The organism is Streptomyces sp. SCSIO ZS0520 (genome assembly GCF_025643355.1).
Lineage (GTDB): Bacteria > Actinomycetota > Actinomycetes > Streptomycetales > Streptomycetaceae > Streptomyces > Streptomyces physcomitrii.
In genome coordinates, this window is record NZ_CP092644.1 from 1,512,970 (window position 1) to 1,529,602 (window position 16,633).

The window sequence follows — 16,633 nt, forward strand, 5'->3', positions numbered from 1 at the left end:
GCTGCGGCGGGGGCGTTCCGTGCCCCGCCGCAGCCCGGTCGCTTGTCCGGCCCGGCGGCGTGTCCCGCCCGGCGGCGTGTCCCGCCCGGCGGCGTGTCCCGTCCGGCGGCGTGTCCCGTCCGGCGGAAGATCCCGCCGGTCAGCCGGGGTACACCGCCGGGTCACCGTCCGGCGAGCCGTAGGCATCCGGCTCCGCGCCGTCTCCGGCCGCGGGCTCCGGCGCCTCGTACTCCCCCGGGGCCGCCGCGGGCTCGGGATCGGCCACGTACCGCAGGACTCCCCACATGGTGTGCTCCTCCGGGATGTCGCCGGGGCCGGACAGGCGGCAGCCGTGCAGTTCCTTCTCCAGGGCGGCGGCGTCGAAGCCGGAGCCGATGAGCACCAGTTGGGTGGCGCGCGGGGTGCCGGGGGGCCAGGGCTCCGGGGAGAAGCGCAGGAAGCGGCCGACCGCGTGCACCTCGTAGCGGTTGGCGGGGTCGAGGGCGCCGAAGTCGACGTACCCCTTGATCCGGTAGAGGCCCTCCGGTCGGCTGTCCAGGAAGTCCATCAGGCGGCGCGGGTGCAGCGGGGCCCCGCTGGTGAAGGACAGGCTCTCGTAGCCGCTGTGCAGGTGGTCCGCCCCGTGGCCGTGGCCGTCGGAGGGGTGGTCGCCGTCCCCGGCCGGGGCGGCGCGGAGGTCGTCGAAGGAGAGCTGTCCGAAGCGCTCGGTGACCGGCTTGCGCTCGAAGAGCAGCGCCGGGTCGATCCGCCCGAAGGAGGCGTGCACGACCGCCGCCCGGTCGGTGCGGGAGGACACCAGCTCCCGCAGGCGCGGCAGTTCCCCGGCACCGAGGCGGTCGGCCTTGTTCAGGACGACCAGATCGGCCACGGCGAGATGGCGGTCGATCTCCGGGTGGCGCTGCCGGGTGGCCTCGAACTCGACGGCGTCCACCACCTCGACGAGCCCCCCGTACACGATCCGGCGGTTCTCGCTCGCCAGGACCATGCGGACGAGTTCCTCGGGTTCCGCGAGTCCGCTGGCCTCGATGACGATCACGTCGATCCGGGCGGCGGGGCGGGTGAGCTGCTCCAGGAAGCCGTCGAGCTCACTGGCGTCGACCGCGCAGCACAGGCAGCCGTTGCCCAGCGAGACGGTCGAGTCGCCGAGCCGTCCCGCGACCGCCATCGCGTCGATCTCGATGGAGCCGAAGTCGTTGACGACGGCGCCGATACGGCTGCCCCTGCTGCTGTGCAGCAGATGGTTGAGCAGGGTCGTCTTGCCCGATCCCAGGAAGCCCGCGAGGACGACGACCGGAATCTGCGGCTCACTCACAGCGGGCCCTTTCGGCAGGAGGCGGCGGCTGACGACAGGTGTCGGACCCGCCTCACCGCGAGGCGTGAGGCAGGTCGTCGGCCAGGATACGAGCCGGGTCCGACACCGCGGCCACGCCGCTCCTCCCCGGGCGGGCGTGGGCGGTAGCCTCCCGTCCACGCTCGCGAAGCTCAGAGGGAGTCACCATGGCCACCCCGCCACCGCGCTTCACCGGGACCGTCCTCGACGCCCCCGATCCCCGCCGACTCGCCCGCTTCTACGCCGACTTGCTGGGCTGGCGGATCGTCGCGGACGAGCCGGAGTGGGTGAAGCTCGCCGCCCCGGAGGGCGGCCCCGCCCTCGCCTTCCAGGCCGAGCCCCGCTATGTGCCGCCCGCCTGGCCCGCCGCCGAGGGCGCTGCGGGGATGATGATGCATCTGGACTTCGAGGTGGCGGACCTCGACACCGGCGCCGCGCACGCCGAGTCCTGCGGCGCCGTCCTCGCCGACTTCCAGCCCCAGGACGACGTACGGGTCTTCCTGGACCCGGCGGGGCACCCGTTCTGCCTGTGGGTGCGGACCTGAGGCCCTGCCCGGGGGCGCGGACGTGAGACCTGCCCGGGCGTGCGGGCCCGCACGTCCCGCGGGCCTCAGGCGGCGGATTCCGGTGCGGGGACGGGCGGCACGGGAACGGGCGGCACCGGGCCCACATAGCGCGCCGCCGGTCGGATGATCTTCGAGTCCTCCGCCTGCTCCAGGATGTTGGCGCTCCAGCCGACGACCCGCGCCGCGGCGAAGGTGGGCGTGAACATCTCCCGGGGCAGTCCGCAGAGTTCCATCACCACCCCGGCGTAGAACTCGACATTGGTGTGCAGTTCGCGGCCCGGCTTGAGCTCGGCGAGGAGGGCCTCCACCCGGCGCTCCACCTCGGTCGCGAACTCCACCAGGGGCCCGCCGAACCCCTCGGCCAGGGTCCGCAGCAGCCGCGAACGCGGGTCCTCCGTGCGGTAGACGGGATGCCCGAAGCCCATGATCCGCTCGCCCGCCAGGACCCGCGCGCGGATCCAGGGGTCGATCCGGTCCGGGCTGCCGATCGCGTCGAGGGTGTCCAGGGCCCGGCTGGGCGCACCGCCGTGCAGCGGACCGGAGAGCGCGCCGACGGCCCCGGCGAGGCAGGCGGCCACATCGGCGCCGGTGGAGGCGATCACGCGGGCGGTGAAGGTGGACGCGTTGAAACCGTGGTCGATCGTCGAGATCAAGTACGTCTCGACGGCCCGGGCGCGCTCCGGGTCCGGCTCCGAACCGGTCAGCATGTAGAGGTAGTTGGCGGCGTAGGGCAGGTCCTCGCGCGGGTCGACCGGTTCCAGGCCCCGGCCGAGCCGGTGCAGCGCGGTCAGCAGCGTCGGGGTGACGGCGCAGGCGGCGAGGGTGTCCTCCCGGCGCGCCTCGGCGTCGGTGTCGTAGACCGGCCGGAAGCCCTGGGCGGCGCCGTAGAGCGACAGCGCCGTGCGCAGCCCTGCGAGCGGACCCGACCGCGCGCTCGCCGCGGCCAGCGCGGGCAGGGCGGCCCTGACCTCCTCGGGCAGCCGCCGCAGTGCCGCGGTCCGCCGGGTGAAGGCCGCGCGCCGGGCCGCGTCCGGGAGTTCGCCGTGGACCATCAGGTGCCAGACGTCCTCGAAGCTCCTGGTCCGCGCCAGCTCGATCGCCGAGAACTGCCGGTAGTGGTAGAAGCCCTCGCGGCCGCGCACATCGCCGAGGGCGGTCCGCGTGACGACGACACCGGCGAGCCCGCGCGGGGCGTCGGGGGCGCCGGGCCCGGAGGCGGCGCCCCCGTCGGCCCCGCCCGCTCCCGGTGCCGTACCGCGCGGCTGACTTCCCGCGTCCGCGGTCGAGTTGATCGACATATTGATCCCCTGCCTGTGCTCTGGCCGAGGAGGAAGGGCGAAGGGCTCCGCGCGGAGTCGACGCACGGCTGCCCTCGCTCCTCCCACCCGGTCCTGCTCTCCGTACGGGACTGCTGTGCCCGGGATTACCGGACTTCCTCAGATGCTTCGACTCTCCATGGTTGACTTGAAAGCTGTCAATATTGATTGAATCAATGCACAGCTGGGCTGCCATGCAGAGTCGACGGCAGAGCATGGGGAAGCAGGGATACGGTGACGCCATGACCGACGCGCAGCATCCTCAGCGGACCCAGGGCGGCGGCGACGCCGAGCGCCGTCTGAGCACCCGGGAGGCGGCGGACCTCCTGGGCGTCAAGCCCGAGACGGTCTACGCCTATGTGAGCCGCGGCCAGTTGAGCAGCCGCCGCGGCGGAGGCGGGCGGGGCAGCACCTTCGACGCCGCGGAGGTCGAGGCGCTCGCCCGGCGCAACGGCCGGGAGCGGCGCGGTGAGCCCGCGGCCGGAGACCTCGCCGTACGGACCCGGCTCACCCTCATCGACGGGGACCGCTACTGGTTCCGCGGCGTGGACGCCGCCGCTCTCGCCCTGAGCCACTCCTACGAGGAGGTCGCCGAGTGGCTGTGGACCGGGAAGCCGGCGCCCGGCGCCGAGTTCACCGCTCCCCCGGCACACCTCGACGCCGCCCGCCGCTCGGTCGCCGCCCTGCCCGGGGAGAGCGGGCCCATCGACCGCCTGCGGGTGGCGGCCGTCGCCGCGGCGACCGCGGACCCGCTGCGGTTCGACCTCTCCCCCGAGTCGGTGCTCGGCACCGCCCGCACCCTGATCCCGACCCTGGCCTGCGCGCTGCCCCCGCTCCAGGAGACGGCACCGGACACCGGCCCCCTCGCCGCCCGCCTCTGGGGCCGCCTCACCCCGAGGGCGCCCGAGACCGCCGCCGTGCACGCGCTCGACACCGCCCTCGGCCTGCTCGCCGACCACGATCTCGCCGCCTCCACCCTCGCGGTACGGGTGGCCGCCTCCGCCCGCGCGCACACCTACGCGGCCGTCTCGGCGGGGCTCGGCGTCCTCGAAGGCCCGCTGCACGGCGCGGCCAGCGCCCTGGCCCACCGGCTGCTCGACGAGGTGCTCCAGCGCGGCGGGGCGGGCCCGGTCATCGCCGCCGAACTGCGGGCGGGCCGCGGCATCCCCGGCCTCGGCCACCGGCTCTACCGCGGCGAGGACCCGCGCGCGCAGGCCCTGTTCGGGCTGCTCGAAGAGGTCCCCGGGGCCGGACCCGCCCTCGACGCGGCCCGGGACGTGGTCGAGACGGGCGCCCGCCACACCGGCCTGCACGCCAACGCGGATCTGGCCCTCGCGGTGCTGACCCTCGGCACCGGCATGTCCGCGGAGGCGGGCGAGACCGTCTTCGCCGTCGCCCGCACCGCCGGATGGATCGCGCACGCCCTGGAGGAGTACGGGGAACGCCCCCTGCGCATGCGCCCCGTGGGCCGCTACGCCGGGCCCCTCCCGCCGCAGCCCCTGCCGGGGTGACCGGCCCCCGCGGGCCGGCGCGAGAAGGGGACCGAGCCGCGCAGTTGCACACGGTCCAGGCAGGTTAGGCTCACCTCTGTGAGTATCTGCGCACCTGCATCGCAGCACCTCGGCGAGCCGCTCGCGGGGACCGCCGCCACCGCCACCACCTGGCTGCTCGTCGAACAGCCCGGCCCCTGGGGCGCCAAGGCACTCACCGCCAGCCACCTCGACCCCGCCCTCGGCGCCGCCCTGGAGTCCGCGGCCGAGGGCACCGGCGTACGGGTCGCCCTGATCCGGCGTCCCGGCCGCCACTCCGACGCCGGACCCGATGCGGCCCGCCGGATCTACGCCGCGCACACGGCACCGGGCGCCGACTGGATCCGCACCGCCACCACCGAGGATCCCGCCCGCCTCCTCGACCTGGACCTCCCGGCCCTCGGCTCGGGCGACCCCCGCTCCTTCGACCGGCTGCCGGGCGCCGCCGCGCACAGCGGGGCGCCCCTCGTCCTGGTGTGCACCAACGGCAAGCGGGACCGCTGCTGCGCCCTCCTCGGCCGCCCCCTGGCGACCGAGCTGGCCGAGTCCGGGCAGGGCGACATCTGGGAGGTCACCCACCTCGGCGGCCACCGCTTCTCCCCCACCCTCCTCGTCCTGCCCTACGGCTACGCCTACGGAAGGGCCGCGGCGCACACCGTGAAGGACGTCCTGACCGCGGTCGCCGACGGGCACATCGTCCTCGAGGGCTGCCGCGGCAGCTCCGCCTGGGAGCGCCCCGGCCAGGCCGCGGAACTGGCCGTACGCGCCACGGCCCGCGAGACCCGGGCGGGGGTGCTGCGGGTGGCCCGCACCGAGGGCGCCGCCCCGCGCTGGGAGGTCACCGTCGCCCACCGCGACGGACGGCACTGGCAGGTCACCGTGGCCCAGGGCGCCTCCCTGCCGCCCCGCCCGGAGAGCTGCGGGGCCGCGCTGGGGACCCCGGCCCGGATGGACGTGGTGGCGGTCCGGGAGACCGCGCCCGCGAGCTGAGCCGCGCTCTGCGGCCCGCCCCCAGGGCGCCGGGCCGCACCGGCTGAGGCGCATGTCACAGGGATTGCCCCGGCCCTGGTACTGCCCCTTACCGTTCGTACCCATGAGCCCGACATCCGCCGCCCGCCGACTGCGCCGGCTCCTGCCCAGGCGGGCCTTCGCGCAGGTGCTGCTGATGCAGCTGGGCATCGCCGCGGGTGTCGCGGTCCTCGCCACCGGCCTCTTCCTCGCGCCGCTGGGCGACCAGCTCGACGACCAGGCCATGCGGCGTGCCCTCGCCATCGCCCAGACCACGGCGGCGCACCCCGCTCTGGCCGAGGAGCTGCGCACCAGCGAGCCGGGGGTCCACGGCCCGGTGCAGACCGAGGCCGAACGCATCCGGCGGGCGAGCGGCGCCGAGTACGTGGTCGTCATGGACACCCGGGGCGTGCGCTGGTCGCACCCCGACACCACCGGCCTCGGCCACCGGGTCTCCACCGACCCGGGGGCCGCGCTCGCGGGCCGGGAGGTCATGGAGATCGACGAGGGCACCCTCGGCCGCTCCGCCCGCGGCAAGGTGCCGCTGCGGGACGAGGAGGGCCAGATCGTGGGCGCGGTCTCGGTCGGCATCGCCTACGACAGCGTCCGCGCCCGCCTGATCCACGCCATTCCGGAGCTGCTCGCCTACGCGGGCGGTGCCCTCGCCGTCGGGGCGCTGGCCGCCTGGCTCATCTCCCGGCGGGTGCAGCGCCAGACCCGCGACCTGGCCTTCTCCGATATCGCCGCGCTGCTCGCGGAACGCGAGGCGATGCTGCACGGCATCCGCGAGGGCGTGGTGGCCCTGGACCGCGAGGGCCGCCTGCGCCTTGTCAACGACGAGGCGCAGCGCCTGCTCGGACTCGGCGCCGGGGCCATCGGCGAACCCCTGGAGGCGGTACTCGGCCCGGGCCGCACCACCGACGTCCTCGCCGGGCGGGTGCGGGGCACCGACCTGCTGACCGTACGCGGCCCCCGCGTCCTGCTCGCCAACCGGATGCCGACCGAGGACGGCGGGGCCGTCGCCACCCTGCGCGACCGCACCGAGGTCGAGGAGCTGGGCCGCGAACTCGACTCCACCCGCGGCCTCATCGACGCCCTGCGCGCCCAGGACCACGAACACGCCAACCGGATGCACACCCTCCTCGGCCTGCTCGAACTGGGCATGTACGAGGAGGCCGTGGAGTTCGTCGCGGATGTCACCGGCGCCCACCGGATGACGGCGGAGCAGCTCACCGAGATGATCCACGACCCGCTGCTCTCGGCGCTCCTCGTCGGCAAGGCCACGGTCGCGGCGGAACGCGGGGTGGACTTCACGGTCCGGGCCGAACCCGCCCTGCCCGACCGGCTGGTGGACGCCCGGGGCCTGGTCACCATCGTCGGCAATCTGGTCGACAATGCCTTCGACGCGGCCTCCGGGACCACCGGGGCCAGGGTCGAGCTGGAGCTGCGGGTGGACGCGCGCACCGTGGTCCTGGAGGTACGGGACACCGGTCCTGGCGTCCCCGAGGCCGAGCGCGAGTCGGTGTTCGTGGAGGGCTGGTCCACCAAGCGACCCCCTGCCCACGGCAAGCGCGGGATCGGGCTCGCCCTGGTACGGCGGCTCGCCGAACGCCAGGGCGGCAGCGCCACGGTCGACGAGACCCCGCTCGGCGGCGCCCGCTTCACCGTGATCCTGCCGGAGGCCCTGGCACCACCCTCGGGACCGGCACCGGCACCGGCTGCGTCGGCGTCCTCGGCCGGGACCGCTTCGGTGGCAACTGGCCCGGCGGGCGCGGAAGAGGGGGGCAGCTCGGCGGGTACGCCGAAGGCAGCCGGTTCGGTCGGCACGGGCGGTACGGCAGGCGCGCCAGGAGCCGCTGGTGCGATCGGCCCGGCTGACGCGACGGGGGAAGGTGAGCGGTGATCGAGGTCCTCGTCGTCGACGACGACATCCGGGTGGCGGACGTCAACGCCGCCTATGTGGCACGCGTCCCCGGCTTCACCGTGGCCGGTACCGCCCACAGCGCCGCCGAGGCCCTGCGACTGCTCGACGCCCACCACGTCGACCTGGTCCTCCTCGACCACTACCTGCCCGACGGAACGGGGCTCGACGTGGTCCGCCACCTCCGCGAACACGGCCACCAGGCCGACGTGATCATGGTGACCGCAGCCCGGGACGTGGCCACCGTACGAGCGGCCATGCGGCACGGCGCCCTGCAGTACCTCGTCAAGCCCTTCTCCTTCTCCGGCCTGCGCGCGAAGCTGGAGGCCTACGCACAGCTGGGCTCCCTCGACGAGGGCGGTGAAGCCGAACAGGCCGAGGTGGACCGGATCTTCGGCGCCCTGTCCGCCACGGCACCCCCGGAACTCCCCAAGGGCCACTCCCCCACCACCGCCGAGCTGGTACGCCGCGTCCTGCGCGAAGCCGAAGGCCCCCTCTCAGCCCAGGAACTCGCCGACCGCACCCAACTCAGCCGCCAGACCGCCCAGCGCTACCTGAAGCTCCTCGAACGCACCGGCCGCGTCCGCCTCACCCTCCGCTACGGCGACGCCGGCCGCCCGGAACACCGCTACGAGTGGGGCACGTAGACGAGGCCTGAGCCCCGGCCCCGGAGCGAGCGAGGCCCGAGCTTCCGGTACGAGGGCTTCCCACTCTCCGGTACGAGGGCCCGTCTCGGGTACGAGGCCTTGCCCTCGGCGGTACGAGGCCCCTTGGATCAGCTCTCCGGTACGAAGGCCCGCGGCGCTGCTCTCAGACCGCGCCCGCCCCGGTCAGCGAACGCACCTCGGTCTCCGCGTGCTTGTCCTCGTCCGCCTGCTCCGGGGAGGTCACGGTGCCGAGCCACCCGGCGAGGAAGCCGAGGGGGATCGAGACCAGTCCCGGGTTCTCCAGGGGGAAGAGCTGGAAGTCGAGTCCGGGGAACATCGAGGACCCACTGCCGGAGACCACCGGCGACAGCACGACGAGCAGCAGCGCCGGCAGCAGCCCGCCGTACACCGACCAGACCGCGCCCCTGGTGGTGAAGCGCCGCCAGAACAGTGAGTAGAGCAGGACCGGCAGATTCGCCGAGGCCGCCACCGCGAAGGCGAGACCGACGAGGAAGGCGACGTTCAGGTCCCGCACCAGCAGCGCGAGGCCGATCGCCACCGCCCCGATCCCGGCCGCCGCCACCCGCGCCACGGCCACCTCGCTGCGCTGCTCGGCGCCCTTGCGCCGCAGACTCGCGTAGAGGTCGTGGGCGACCGAGGCGGAGGAGGCCAGGGTGATGCCGGCGACCACGGCCAGGATCGTCGCGAAGGCGATCGCCGCCACCACCGCGAAGAGCACGGTGCCGCCCGTGGAGTCCAGTCCCCCGCCCAGGTCCCCGGCGAGCAGCGGCACCGCGGTGTTCCCCGCCGCGTTCGAGTCCCGCACCTCCCGGGAGCCGACGATCGCCGCGGCACCGAAGCCGAGGACGATGGTCATCAGGTAGAAGCCCCCGATGAGGCCGATCGACCAGACCACGGACCGCCGGGCGGCGCGCGCCGTGGGCACCGTGTAGAAGCGGGAGAGGATGTGCGGCAGCCCGGCGGTCCCGAGGACCAGGGCGAGCCCCAGGCTGATGAAGTCGAAGCGCGCGGTCCAGTCGCCCCCGTACCGGAGCCCGGGTGCCAGGAAGTCCCCGCCGTGACCGCTGCGTTCGGCCGCGGTGCGCAGCAGGTGGTCGAAGTCCCCGTGGAACCTGACCAGGACGAGCACGGTGAGCGCCACGGCGCCGCACATCAGCAGCACGGCCTTGACGATCTGGATCCACGTCGTCGCCCGCATCCCGCCGAGGGACACATAGATCACCATCAGCGCGCCGACGCCGATGACCGTCCAGGCCTGGGCGAGGCCGCCGGTCCCGCCGAGGAGCAGGGCCACCAGGCTGCCCGCCCCGACCATCTGCGCGACCAGGTACAGCACCGACACCGTCACCGAGGAGGCCCCGGCGGCGATCCGCACCGGGCGCTCGCGCATGCGGGCGGCCACCACGTCGGCCAGCGTGAAGCGTCCGCAGTTGCGCACGAGTTCGGCCACGAGCAGCAGCACGACCAGCCAGGCGACGAGGAACCCCACCGAGTAGAGCAGGCCGTCGTAGCCGTAGAGCGCGATGAGGCCCGAGATGCCGAGGAAGGAGGCCGCCGACATGTAGTCCCCGGCGATCGCGAAGCCGTTCTCCATCGGTGAGAAGAGCCGCCCACCGGCGTAGAACTCCTCCGCCGAGCCCTGCCGGTTCCGTCCCGCCCAGGTGGTGATCCCCAGTGTCGCCACGATGAAGACACTGAACAGCACCAGGGCCAGGGTCTGGTGGTCGTCGGTCACTTCGTGATTCCTCGCGTCAGTTCCTGTGTGTCCCAGCGCAGTTCGAGCGCCGCCCGGTCCCTGCGCAGCCGGGCATGGCGTGCGTACGCCCAGGTGAGCAGGAAGGTGGTCAGGAACTGCCCGAGTCCCGCGAACATCGCGATGTTCACCACCCCGACGACCGGACGCGCCATCAGCTCGGGCACCGTCGTGGCGGCCACCACGTAGGCCACGTACCAGAGGAGGAATCCGATGACGGCGGGGACGACGAACCGGCGGTACCGGCTGCGCACCTCCTGGAAGGCCGCGCTCTGCTGCACCTCCCGGTAGACGCTCGCCGCGCTCCGCTCCGGTGGGCCCCCGGGTCCGGGCACGGGGACCGGCCGGTCGGCGGTGGCGTCGGTGTCCGGCCGGCCGACCGCCGGGGCGTCCTGCCAGGGATCGTCCAGCCGGATCTGCCCGGCCTCGCTCCCGTCGTGCTTGTCCACCGCACTCTCCTTGCCCGCGACTGCTTCAGACGCGTCATCAAGGATGGACGGAGAGTGAGCGTCCCTGCTCGGCTCCTTCCCCTCTTCACACCATCAGGTGATGGACCGTCCAGGCGGCCGGACAAGTCCGTGGGCGTATGCGTAACGCACCGCTCCCGCCCGGTCCTTGAGCCCCGCCTTGGCGAAGAGATTGTTGATGTGGGTCTTCACCGTGGCCGTGGAGACATGCAGGGCGGCGGCGATCTCCTGGTTGGAGCAGCCGTCCGCGATCTTGACGAGCACCTCGGTCTCCCGGGCGGTCAGTCCGTCCGGCGGCTGAGAGGCCGCCTCGGCCTCCGCAGGAGCCGACAGCCGCTCCAGCAGGCGGCGTTGGACACTCGGCGAGAAACCCGCCTCACCGGCCAGCACGCTGTGCACCACCCGGACGATCTCCTCGCCCCCGGCATCCTTGGTCAGATAGCCCCGCGCCCCGGCCCGCAGTGCGGGGAAGACGGAGTCGTCGTCCCCGAAGGTGGTCAGCACCACCACCTGGGTCCCCGGGTACTCCCGGCGGATCCGGCGGGTGGCCTCGACGCCGTCGCACCGCGGCATCCGGAGGTCCATCAGGACCGCGTCCGGGGCGAGTTCGGCCACCTTCGCCACGGCCTCCTCGCCGTCTCCCGCGGAGCCGACCACCGTGATCCCCGGCAGCAGACCGAGGATCATCACGATGCCCTCGCGCACCACCGTCTGGTCGTCGACCACCACGACCCGGGCCACCCGCTGCTGCCCCGCGTCCTCCCCGACGGTCATACCGGCACCTTCAGCCTCACCATGAATCCCTCTTCGTACGGCCCGGCGTGCAGAGAACCGCCGAGCAGTTCGGCACGTTCCCGCATCCCGAGGAGACCGTAACCGGCACCGGCCACCGTCAGTTCGCCCGCCGGTCCCCCGTCGTTTTTCACCGCCAGGGTGATGTGTTCTCCGCCGTACTCCAGCCGCAGGGCGACCCGGGCTCCGGGAGCGTGCTTGCGGACGTTGGTGAGGGCTTCCTGCGCCACCCTCCGCACGGCCTGGGAGGCCTCGGCGGACAAGGGGCAGCGCTCCCCGGTGACGGTGACCTCCCCGTCCTCCGCGAGGGACACCAACTCCTTCAGGTACTCCTCCAGCGGTGTCATGTCGCCCCGCAGGGCCGAGAGCGCCTGGCGGGTCTCGTCCAGTCCCTCCTTCGCCATGCCGCGGGCGGCGACGATCCGCTCCCGTACCGCTTCGCGTTCGGCGTCCTGGTCCAGGAGGATCCGGGCCGCCTCCAGGTGGACGAGCTGGGCGGAGAGGCTGTGCGCGAGGACGTCGTGGATCTCCCTGGCTATCCGGGCCCGCTCGGCGAGGGCCGCCGACTCCCGCTCGGCCTCCCGCGCGGCGCGCTCCTGGGCCAGCAGCCGCCCGGCGTTGCCTCTGGCCTCCGCGTCCAGCCGCAGCACGTACCCCGCAAGGCACATGCCGACCGTGGTGACGGCGGTGACGATCCAGGCGTCGTTGTCGACGGCTATGTAGGCGCCTAGAGCCGCTGCCGTCGCCGGTACCGCGGCGAAGAGCGGCAGCCGCTCCAGGGCGGTGACGGCGCAGACGCACCACAGCACCAACGCGGGCACCGCGAGCCCGACCTCCTGCGCGGCGATCCCGGCCCCGAGGAGCACCCCGAGCAGCAGCACCGACGGCCGGAGCCGATGCCGGTAGGTCATCCGGAAGAAGGCCCAGGCCGCCGCGGCGCAGACGGCGAGTCCGAAGCCCGCGCCGACGACGACCGCCACCGAGGCGTCCCGGTCCGCGAGCCCGCTCCAGACCACGAGCGCGACCACCATGACCCGCACCGCCCGGGTCAGGATCCGGCGCGCAGGAGTCATCTCGGCCGGCGAAAGCGCCTCCCGCGAGGGCCACCGGGACCAGGTCTCGGCGATCATCCCCGCTCCCCTCGGGGCAGGCGGGCCGGGCGTCCACCGAGCGGCACCCGTATGGCCCCGGCGGTCGCCACGGCAGGAGTGACCGGGCCGCGAAGGGCGGATACGAGCGCGGACATGAGCGCCTCCGTCGAAGAGTCGTTGACGAGCACTTCGCACGGTACGGCGCCTTCTCCTGCACCCGGATCGGAGCAGGGGTGGATCATGGGTGGATCTGCGGTCTCCACCCGTGGGTGGAGGCATCCCGGAGATGCCCCCACCTGCCGCCTCAGGCGTCGATACGGGAGCGGTCGAGGGTCGCCGCCGAGCCCGTGATGAACTCCTTGCGCGGGGCCACCTCATTGCCCATCAGCAGGTCGAACACCTGCTCCGAGGCCTCCAGATCGGAGATGTTGATGCGGCGCAGGGTGCGGTGCCGCGGGTCCATCGTCGTCTCCGCCAGCTGGTCCGCGTCCATCTCGCCGAGACCCTTGTAGCGCTGGATGGAGTCCTTGTAGCGCACGTTGGTGCGCTGGAGCTCGAGCAGCGTCTCGCGCAGTTCCCGGTCGGAGTACGTGTAGACGTACTTCTCCTGGCCCTTCTTGGGCTGGCTGAGCTCGATGCGGTGCAGCGGCGGCACCGCCGCGAACACCCGCCCGGACTCGACCATCGGGCGCATATAGCGCTGGAAGAGGGTCAGCAGCAGGCAGCGGATGTGGGCGCCGTCCACGTCCGCGTCCACGAGCAGGATGATCTTTCCGTAGCGGGCCGCGTCGATGTCGAAGGTCCGGCCCGAACCCGCTCCTATGACCTGGATGATCGCGCCGCACTCGGCGTTCTTCAGCATGTCGGACACGGACGACTTCTGGACGTTGAGGATCTTGCCGCGGATCGGCAGCAGCGCCTGGAACTCGGAGTTGCGGGCCAGCTTGGCGGTGCCGAGCGCCGAGTCGCCCTCGACGATGAAGAGTTCGCTGCGTTCCACGTCGTCGCTGCGGCAGTCGGCCAGCTTGGCGGGCAGCGAGGAGGTCTCCAGGGCGGTCTTCCGCCGCTGCGCCTCCTTGTGCTGGCGGGCGGCGATACGGGTGCGCGCCGCGGCCACCGCCTTCTCCATCACCGCACGCGCCTGCGCCTTGGCGTCCCGCTTGGTGGAGGTGAGGAAGGCCTTCAGCTCCTTGGCGACGACATTGGCCACGATGCGGTTCGCTGCGGAGGTGCCGAGCACCTCCTTGGTCTGGCCCTCGAACTGCGGCTCGGCGAGGCGGACGGTCACCACGGCGGTCAGCCCTTCGAGGGCGTCGTCCTTGACGATGTCGTCCTCGGCCACCCGCAGCAGCTTCTGGGCCCGCAGCGCCTCGTTCATCGTCTTGGCCACCGACCGCTCGAAGCCCGCGACATGGGTGCCGCCCTTGGGGGTGGCGATGATGTTGACGAAGGACCGCAGCGTGGTGTCGTAGCCGGTGCCCCAGCGCAGGGCCACGTCCACGCCGAGGTCCCTGGTGACCTCGGTCGGCGTCATCTGGCCGTGGTCGTCGAGGACCGGCACCGTCTCCTTGAAGGACCCCTGCCCGGAGAACCGCAGCACGTCGCAGACCGGCTTGTCGGAGGCGAGGTACTCGCAGAACTCGCTGATGCCGCCGTCGTAGCGGAAGGACTCCTCGCCCTTGGTGCCGCCCTCGCCGAGGCCCATCTCGTCGCGGACGACGATGGTGAGACCGGGCACCAGGAAGGCCGTCTGGCGGGCCCGCTGGTGCAGGTTCTCCAGGGAGAGCTTGGCGTCCTTGAGGAAGATCTGGCGGTCGGCCCAGTAGCGGATCCGGGTGCCCAGCCGGTTCTTCGGGATCTTCTTGGTCTTCTTCAGGCCGCCCTCGGTGAAGGAGCCCTCGGGTCCGCGGCCCGAGAAGGCCCCGGGAACCCCGCGGCGGAAGCTGACCGCGTGGGTGTGGCCGCCGCGGTCGACCTCGACGTCCAGGCGGGCGGAGAGTGCGTTGACGACGGAGGCGCCGACGCCGTGCAGACCGCCGGAGGCCGCGTACGAACCGCCGCCGAACTTGCCGCCCGCGTGCAGTTTGGTCATGACGACCTCGACGCCGGACATGCCGGTCTTCGGCTCGACGTCGACCGGGATGCCCCGGCCGTTGTCGCGGACCTCCACGGAACCGTCGTCGTGGAGCAGGACGTCGATGTGGTCGCAGTAGCCGCCGAGGGCCTCGTCGACGGAGTTGTCGATGATCTCCCAGAGGCAGTGCATGAGTCCGCGGCTGTCCGTGGACCCGATGTACATACCCGGTCGCTTGCGAACCGCTTCGAGCCCCTCGAGGACCAGCAGGTGCCGCGCGGTGTAGTTGGAGCCGTCACGGTCTGCTCCGGTCAGCAGCGCAGTGGACGGCACGGACATTTCGGCGGTCACGCGGGTTCGCTCCTCGCTGAATTTCAGTTGCGGCCCTGGTGGGTAAGGGGCCCGGCATCGGTAGCCGGTCAGAGCGTACCGAGGCCTGGTAGAGCCGTTGTCACGCCACCCTTGTTCCCTCGCAGACTAGTGCAGGCCCGGGAGGTAATCGTACGTACGTACGATCCCTCTGTGGGGTGAAGCCCACATCACGTTCCCAAGAAGGCATGAACCATTTAGGCTCCGGGCACGTCCTCCTCAACAACCGGCAAGCCAGCCGGGGGGACCGAGACCAAGAAACCGCGCGAACCCGTAAGACACATAGACACGCAATACGGCACATTCGCCGCCAACCGTCAGCAGCCAGCCATCCACGGAGAGAAAACTTCCAGGGAAACGCCGCGAGCGGGAACGTTTTCGGCCTGGTTGGATGTTGACCCTGGTACGACAGCTCGTCGAGCTAGAGAAGAGGCGACGTGACTACTGTTCTGACCCCCGCGAGCCCGCTGACCGCGGCCGACCGGTGCGACCGCTGCGGCGCCCAGGCCTATCTGCGCGTTGTCCTCCTGAGCGGCGGTGAACTGCTCTTCTGTGCCCACCACGGCCGGAAGTTCGAGCCGGAACTCAAGAAGATCGCCGCTGAGATACAGGACGAGACCGAGCGGCTGACCGCGTCCCCGGTGCCCGCCGAGGACGAGGACCGCTGAGCCCTCGCAATTCAACGACGAGCCACTCCGGCAGAGGCCGGAATCGGGCGGTCGCCCCCATCAGGGGTGACCGCCCGTTCGCTTTGCGTAGGCGGCTCGTCACCGCGGGTCCCCGCTCTCCGCAATCCCGCCGCGCAGGAACCCGAGCACCCCGGCCACGCGCGTATAGACACCGGGGCTCGACGCCTTGCCGCAGCCGTTGCCCCAGGACACCAGGCCGATGAGCTTGCCCTGGGCCACCAGCGGCCCGCCGCTGTCCCCCTGGCAGGCGTCCCGGCCCCCCTCGGCCTCCCCGGCGCAGAGCATGCGGGCCCCGACGAACCTGCCTTCCGTGCTCCCCGGGTACGCCTTCGCACAAGTCGCCTCTGGCAGCACCCGCACGGAGGCCGCCCGCAGCGCGTCCGGGTAGTCGTCCCGTCCGCTGGTGTCGCCCCAGCCGTACACGCGGGCCCTCGTCCCGGCCCGGTAGGCGGGGTCCCCCGCCGGCGCCATCGCGATCACGGCCGAGCGCGGCAGGGGCTTCGCCAGGGTGAGCGCGGCCACGTCGCCCTCGTTGGTGGAACTGTCGTAGCCGGGGTTGAGCGTCACCCGGCGCACCGCGGTCTCGGTGCCTCCGCCCGCCCGCAGGTCGGCACGGCCCGCCACCACCGTGAGGTCGCGCACCTCCCTCAGCGGCACACCGAGGACCTCACCGCTCAGGCAGTGCGCCGCCGTGAGCACGGTCGAGGTGCCGACCACCGCCCCGCCGCAGAACTGCCCGCCGCGCACGGCACCGAAGCGGTCCCGGCTCACCAGGGCGACCACCCAGGGGCTCTCTGCGGCGCCGACCCGCTCGCCGCCCACCACACCGCCGCGGGCACCGGCGGAGCCCGGCAGAAGCGGCACCGAGAGCGCGAGGGAGCCCGCCAGGGCGGCCAGCACGCGGACAAGTCGCCGACGCATACGCTCTCCTCACTCCGCTCCGCACTCTGTGTAGAGGGCAGTAATCACAGAGTGAGGCAGGCGTCCGGGTGACGCATCCGCACCCATGCGTGAGGCCCGGACCGCCGTCGGGCGGATCCGGACCTCAGCACACACTCAG

The 16,633-nt window shown here is 72.9% G+C and carries 14 protein-coding genes; 6 read left to right on the top strand and 8 right to left on the bottom strand.

Features of this window, described 5'->3' with window-relative positions:
- Window positions 1-139: 139 nt before the first annotated feature.
- Window positions 140-1,312 (bottom strand): CobW family GTP-binding protein, encoded by a 1,173-nt coding sequence (locus tag MID12_RS04995; protein WP_263165092.1) that lies wholly within the window; start codon window positions 1,310-1,312, stop codon window positions 140-142.
- A 185-nt stretch (window positions 1,313-1,497) separates the two neighbouring features.
- Between MID12_RS04995 and MID12_RS05000 the strand changes: the two genes are divergently transcribed.
- The gene (locus MID12_RS05000; protein ID WP_040247387.1) at window positions 1,498-1,875 is read left to right on the top strand and encodes a VOC family protein; all 378 of its coding nucleotides are present in this window, start codon (window positions 1,498-1,500) and stop codon (window positions 1,873-1,875) included.
- 65 nt (window positions 1,876-1,940) lie between these two features.
- Here the strand turns inward: MID12_RS05000 and MID12_RS05005 are convergent, their stop codons facing one another.
- Window positions 1,941-3,194 carry a citrate synthase gene (locus tag MID12_RS05005; protein WP_263165093.1) on the bottom strand — a complete coding sequence of 418 codons (1,254 nt, stop codon included), beginning with the start codon at window positions 3,192-3,194 and terminating at the stop codon, window positions 1,941-1,943.
- A 260-nt stretch (window positions 3,195-3,454) separates the two neighbouring features.
- On the opposite strand from MID12_RS05005, the gene MID12_RS05010 reads away from it, so the two are divergent.
- The 4 genes from MID12_RS05010 to MID12_RS05025 all read left to right on the top strand — a co-directional run bounded on the left by MID12_RS05010 (window position 3,455) and on the right by MID12_RS05025 (window position 8,317).
- Window positions 3,455-4,723, top strand: a complete 1,269-nt coding sequence (locus tag MID12_RS05010; protein ID WP_263165095.1) for a citrate synthase — start codon at window positions 3,455-3,457, stop codon at window positions 4,721-4,723.
- 78 nt (window positions 4,724-4,801) lie between these two features.
- Window positions 4,802-5,731 carry a sucrase ferredoxin gene (locus tag MID12_RS05015; RefSeq protein WP_040247394.1) on the top strand — a complete coding sequence of 310 codons (930 nt, stop codon included), beginning with the start codon at window positions 4,802-4,804 and terminating at the stop codon, window positions 5,729-5,731.
- A 103-nt stretch (window positions 5,732-5,834) separates the two neighbouring features.
- Entirely contained in the window at window positions 5,835-7,652 is a 1,818-nt protein-coding gene (locus MID12_RS05020; protein WP_263165097.1) for a sensor histidine kinase, read from the top strand.
- Window positions 7,649-8,317 carry a response regulator gene (locus MID12_RS05025; protein WP_263165098.1) on the top strand — a complete coding sequence of 223 codons (669 nt, stop codon included), beginning with the start codon at window positions 7,649-7,651 and terminating at the stop codon, window positions 8,315-8,317. Before MID12_RS05020 ends, MID12_RS05025 begins: the two co-directional genes overlap by 4 nt.
- Window positions 8,318-8,480: 163 nt before the next feature.
- Here MID12_RS05025 and MID12_RS05030 read toward each other — a convergent pair whose 3' ends face one another.
- The 5 genes from MID12_RS05030 to MID12_RS05050 all read right to left on the bottom strand — a co-directional run bounded on the left by MID12_RS05030 (window position 8,481) and on the right by MID12_RS05050 (window position 14,866).
- Window positions 8,481-10,073: a cation acetate symporter gene (locus tag MID12_RS05030; protein ID WP_040247399.1), complete on the bottom strand. Its 1,593-nt coding sequence runs from the start codon at window positions 10,071-10,073 to the stop codon at window positions 8,481-8,483.
- The gene (locus MID12_RS05035; protein WP_263165099.1) at window positions 10,070-10,540 is read right to left on the bottom strand and encodes a DUF485 domain-containing protein; all 471 of its coding nucleotides are present in this window, start codon (window positions 10,538-10,540) and stop codon (window positions 10,070-10,072) included. Before MID12_RS05035 ends, MID12_RS05030 begins: the two co-directional genes overlap by 4 nt.
- Window positions 10,541-10,633: 93 nt before the next feature.
- Window positions 10,634-11,332 carry a response regulator transcription factor gene (locus tag MID12_RS05040; protein ID WP_040247403.1) on the bottom strand — a complete coding sequence of 233 codons (699 nt, stop codon included), beginning with the start codon at window positions 11,330-11,332 and terminating at the stop codon, window positions 10,634-10,636.
- Window positions 11,329-12,480: a sensor histidine kinase gene (locus MID12_RS05045; RefSeq protein WP_263165100.1), complete on the bottom strand. Its 1,152-nt coding sequence runs from the start codon at window positions 12,478-12,480 to the stop codon at window positions 11,329-11,331. The genes MID12_RS05040 and MID12_RS05045 overlap by 4 nt, the downstream gene beginning before the upstream one ends.
- A 265-nt stretch (window positions 12,481-12,745) precedes the next feature.
- Complete coding sequence (locus MID12_RS05050; protein WP_040247408.1) at window positions 12,746-14,866, bottom strand: type IIA DNA topoisomerase subunit B; 2,121 nt, start codon at window positions 14,864-14,866, stop codon at window positions 12,746-12,748.
- 455 nt (window positions 14,867-15,321) lie between these two features.
- Here MID12_RS05050 and MID12_RS05055 point away from each other — a divergent pair, with 455 nt between their 5' ends.
- The gene (locus tag MID12_RS05055) at window positions 15,322-15,552 is read left to right on the top strand and encodes a hypothetical protein (protein ID WP_040247410.1); all 231 of its coding nucleotides are present in this window, start codon (window positions 15,322-15,324) and stop codon (window positions 15,550-15,552) included.
- Between the two features lie 99 nt (window positions 15,553-15,651).
- Here MID12_RS05055 and MID12_RS05060 read toward each other — a convergent pair whose 3' ends face one another.
- A complete protein-coding gene (locus MID12_RS05060) occupies window positions 15,652-16,494 on the bottom strand; it encodes a S1 family serine peptidase (protein ID WP_263165102.1) in 843 nt (280 codons plus the stop codon).
- Between the last annotated feature and the right edge of the window lie 139 nt (window positions 16,495-16,633).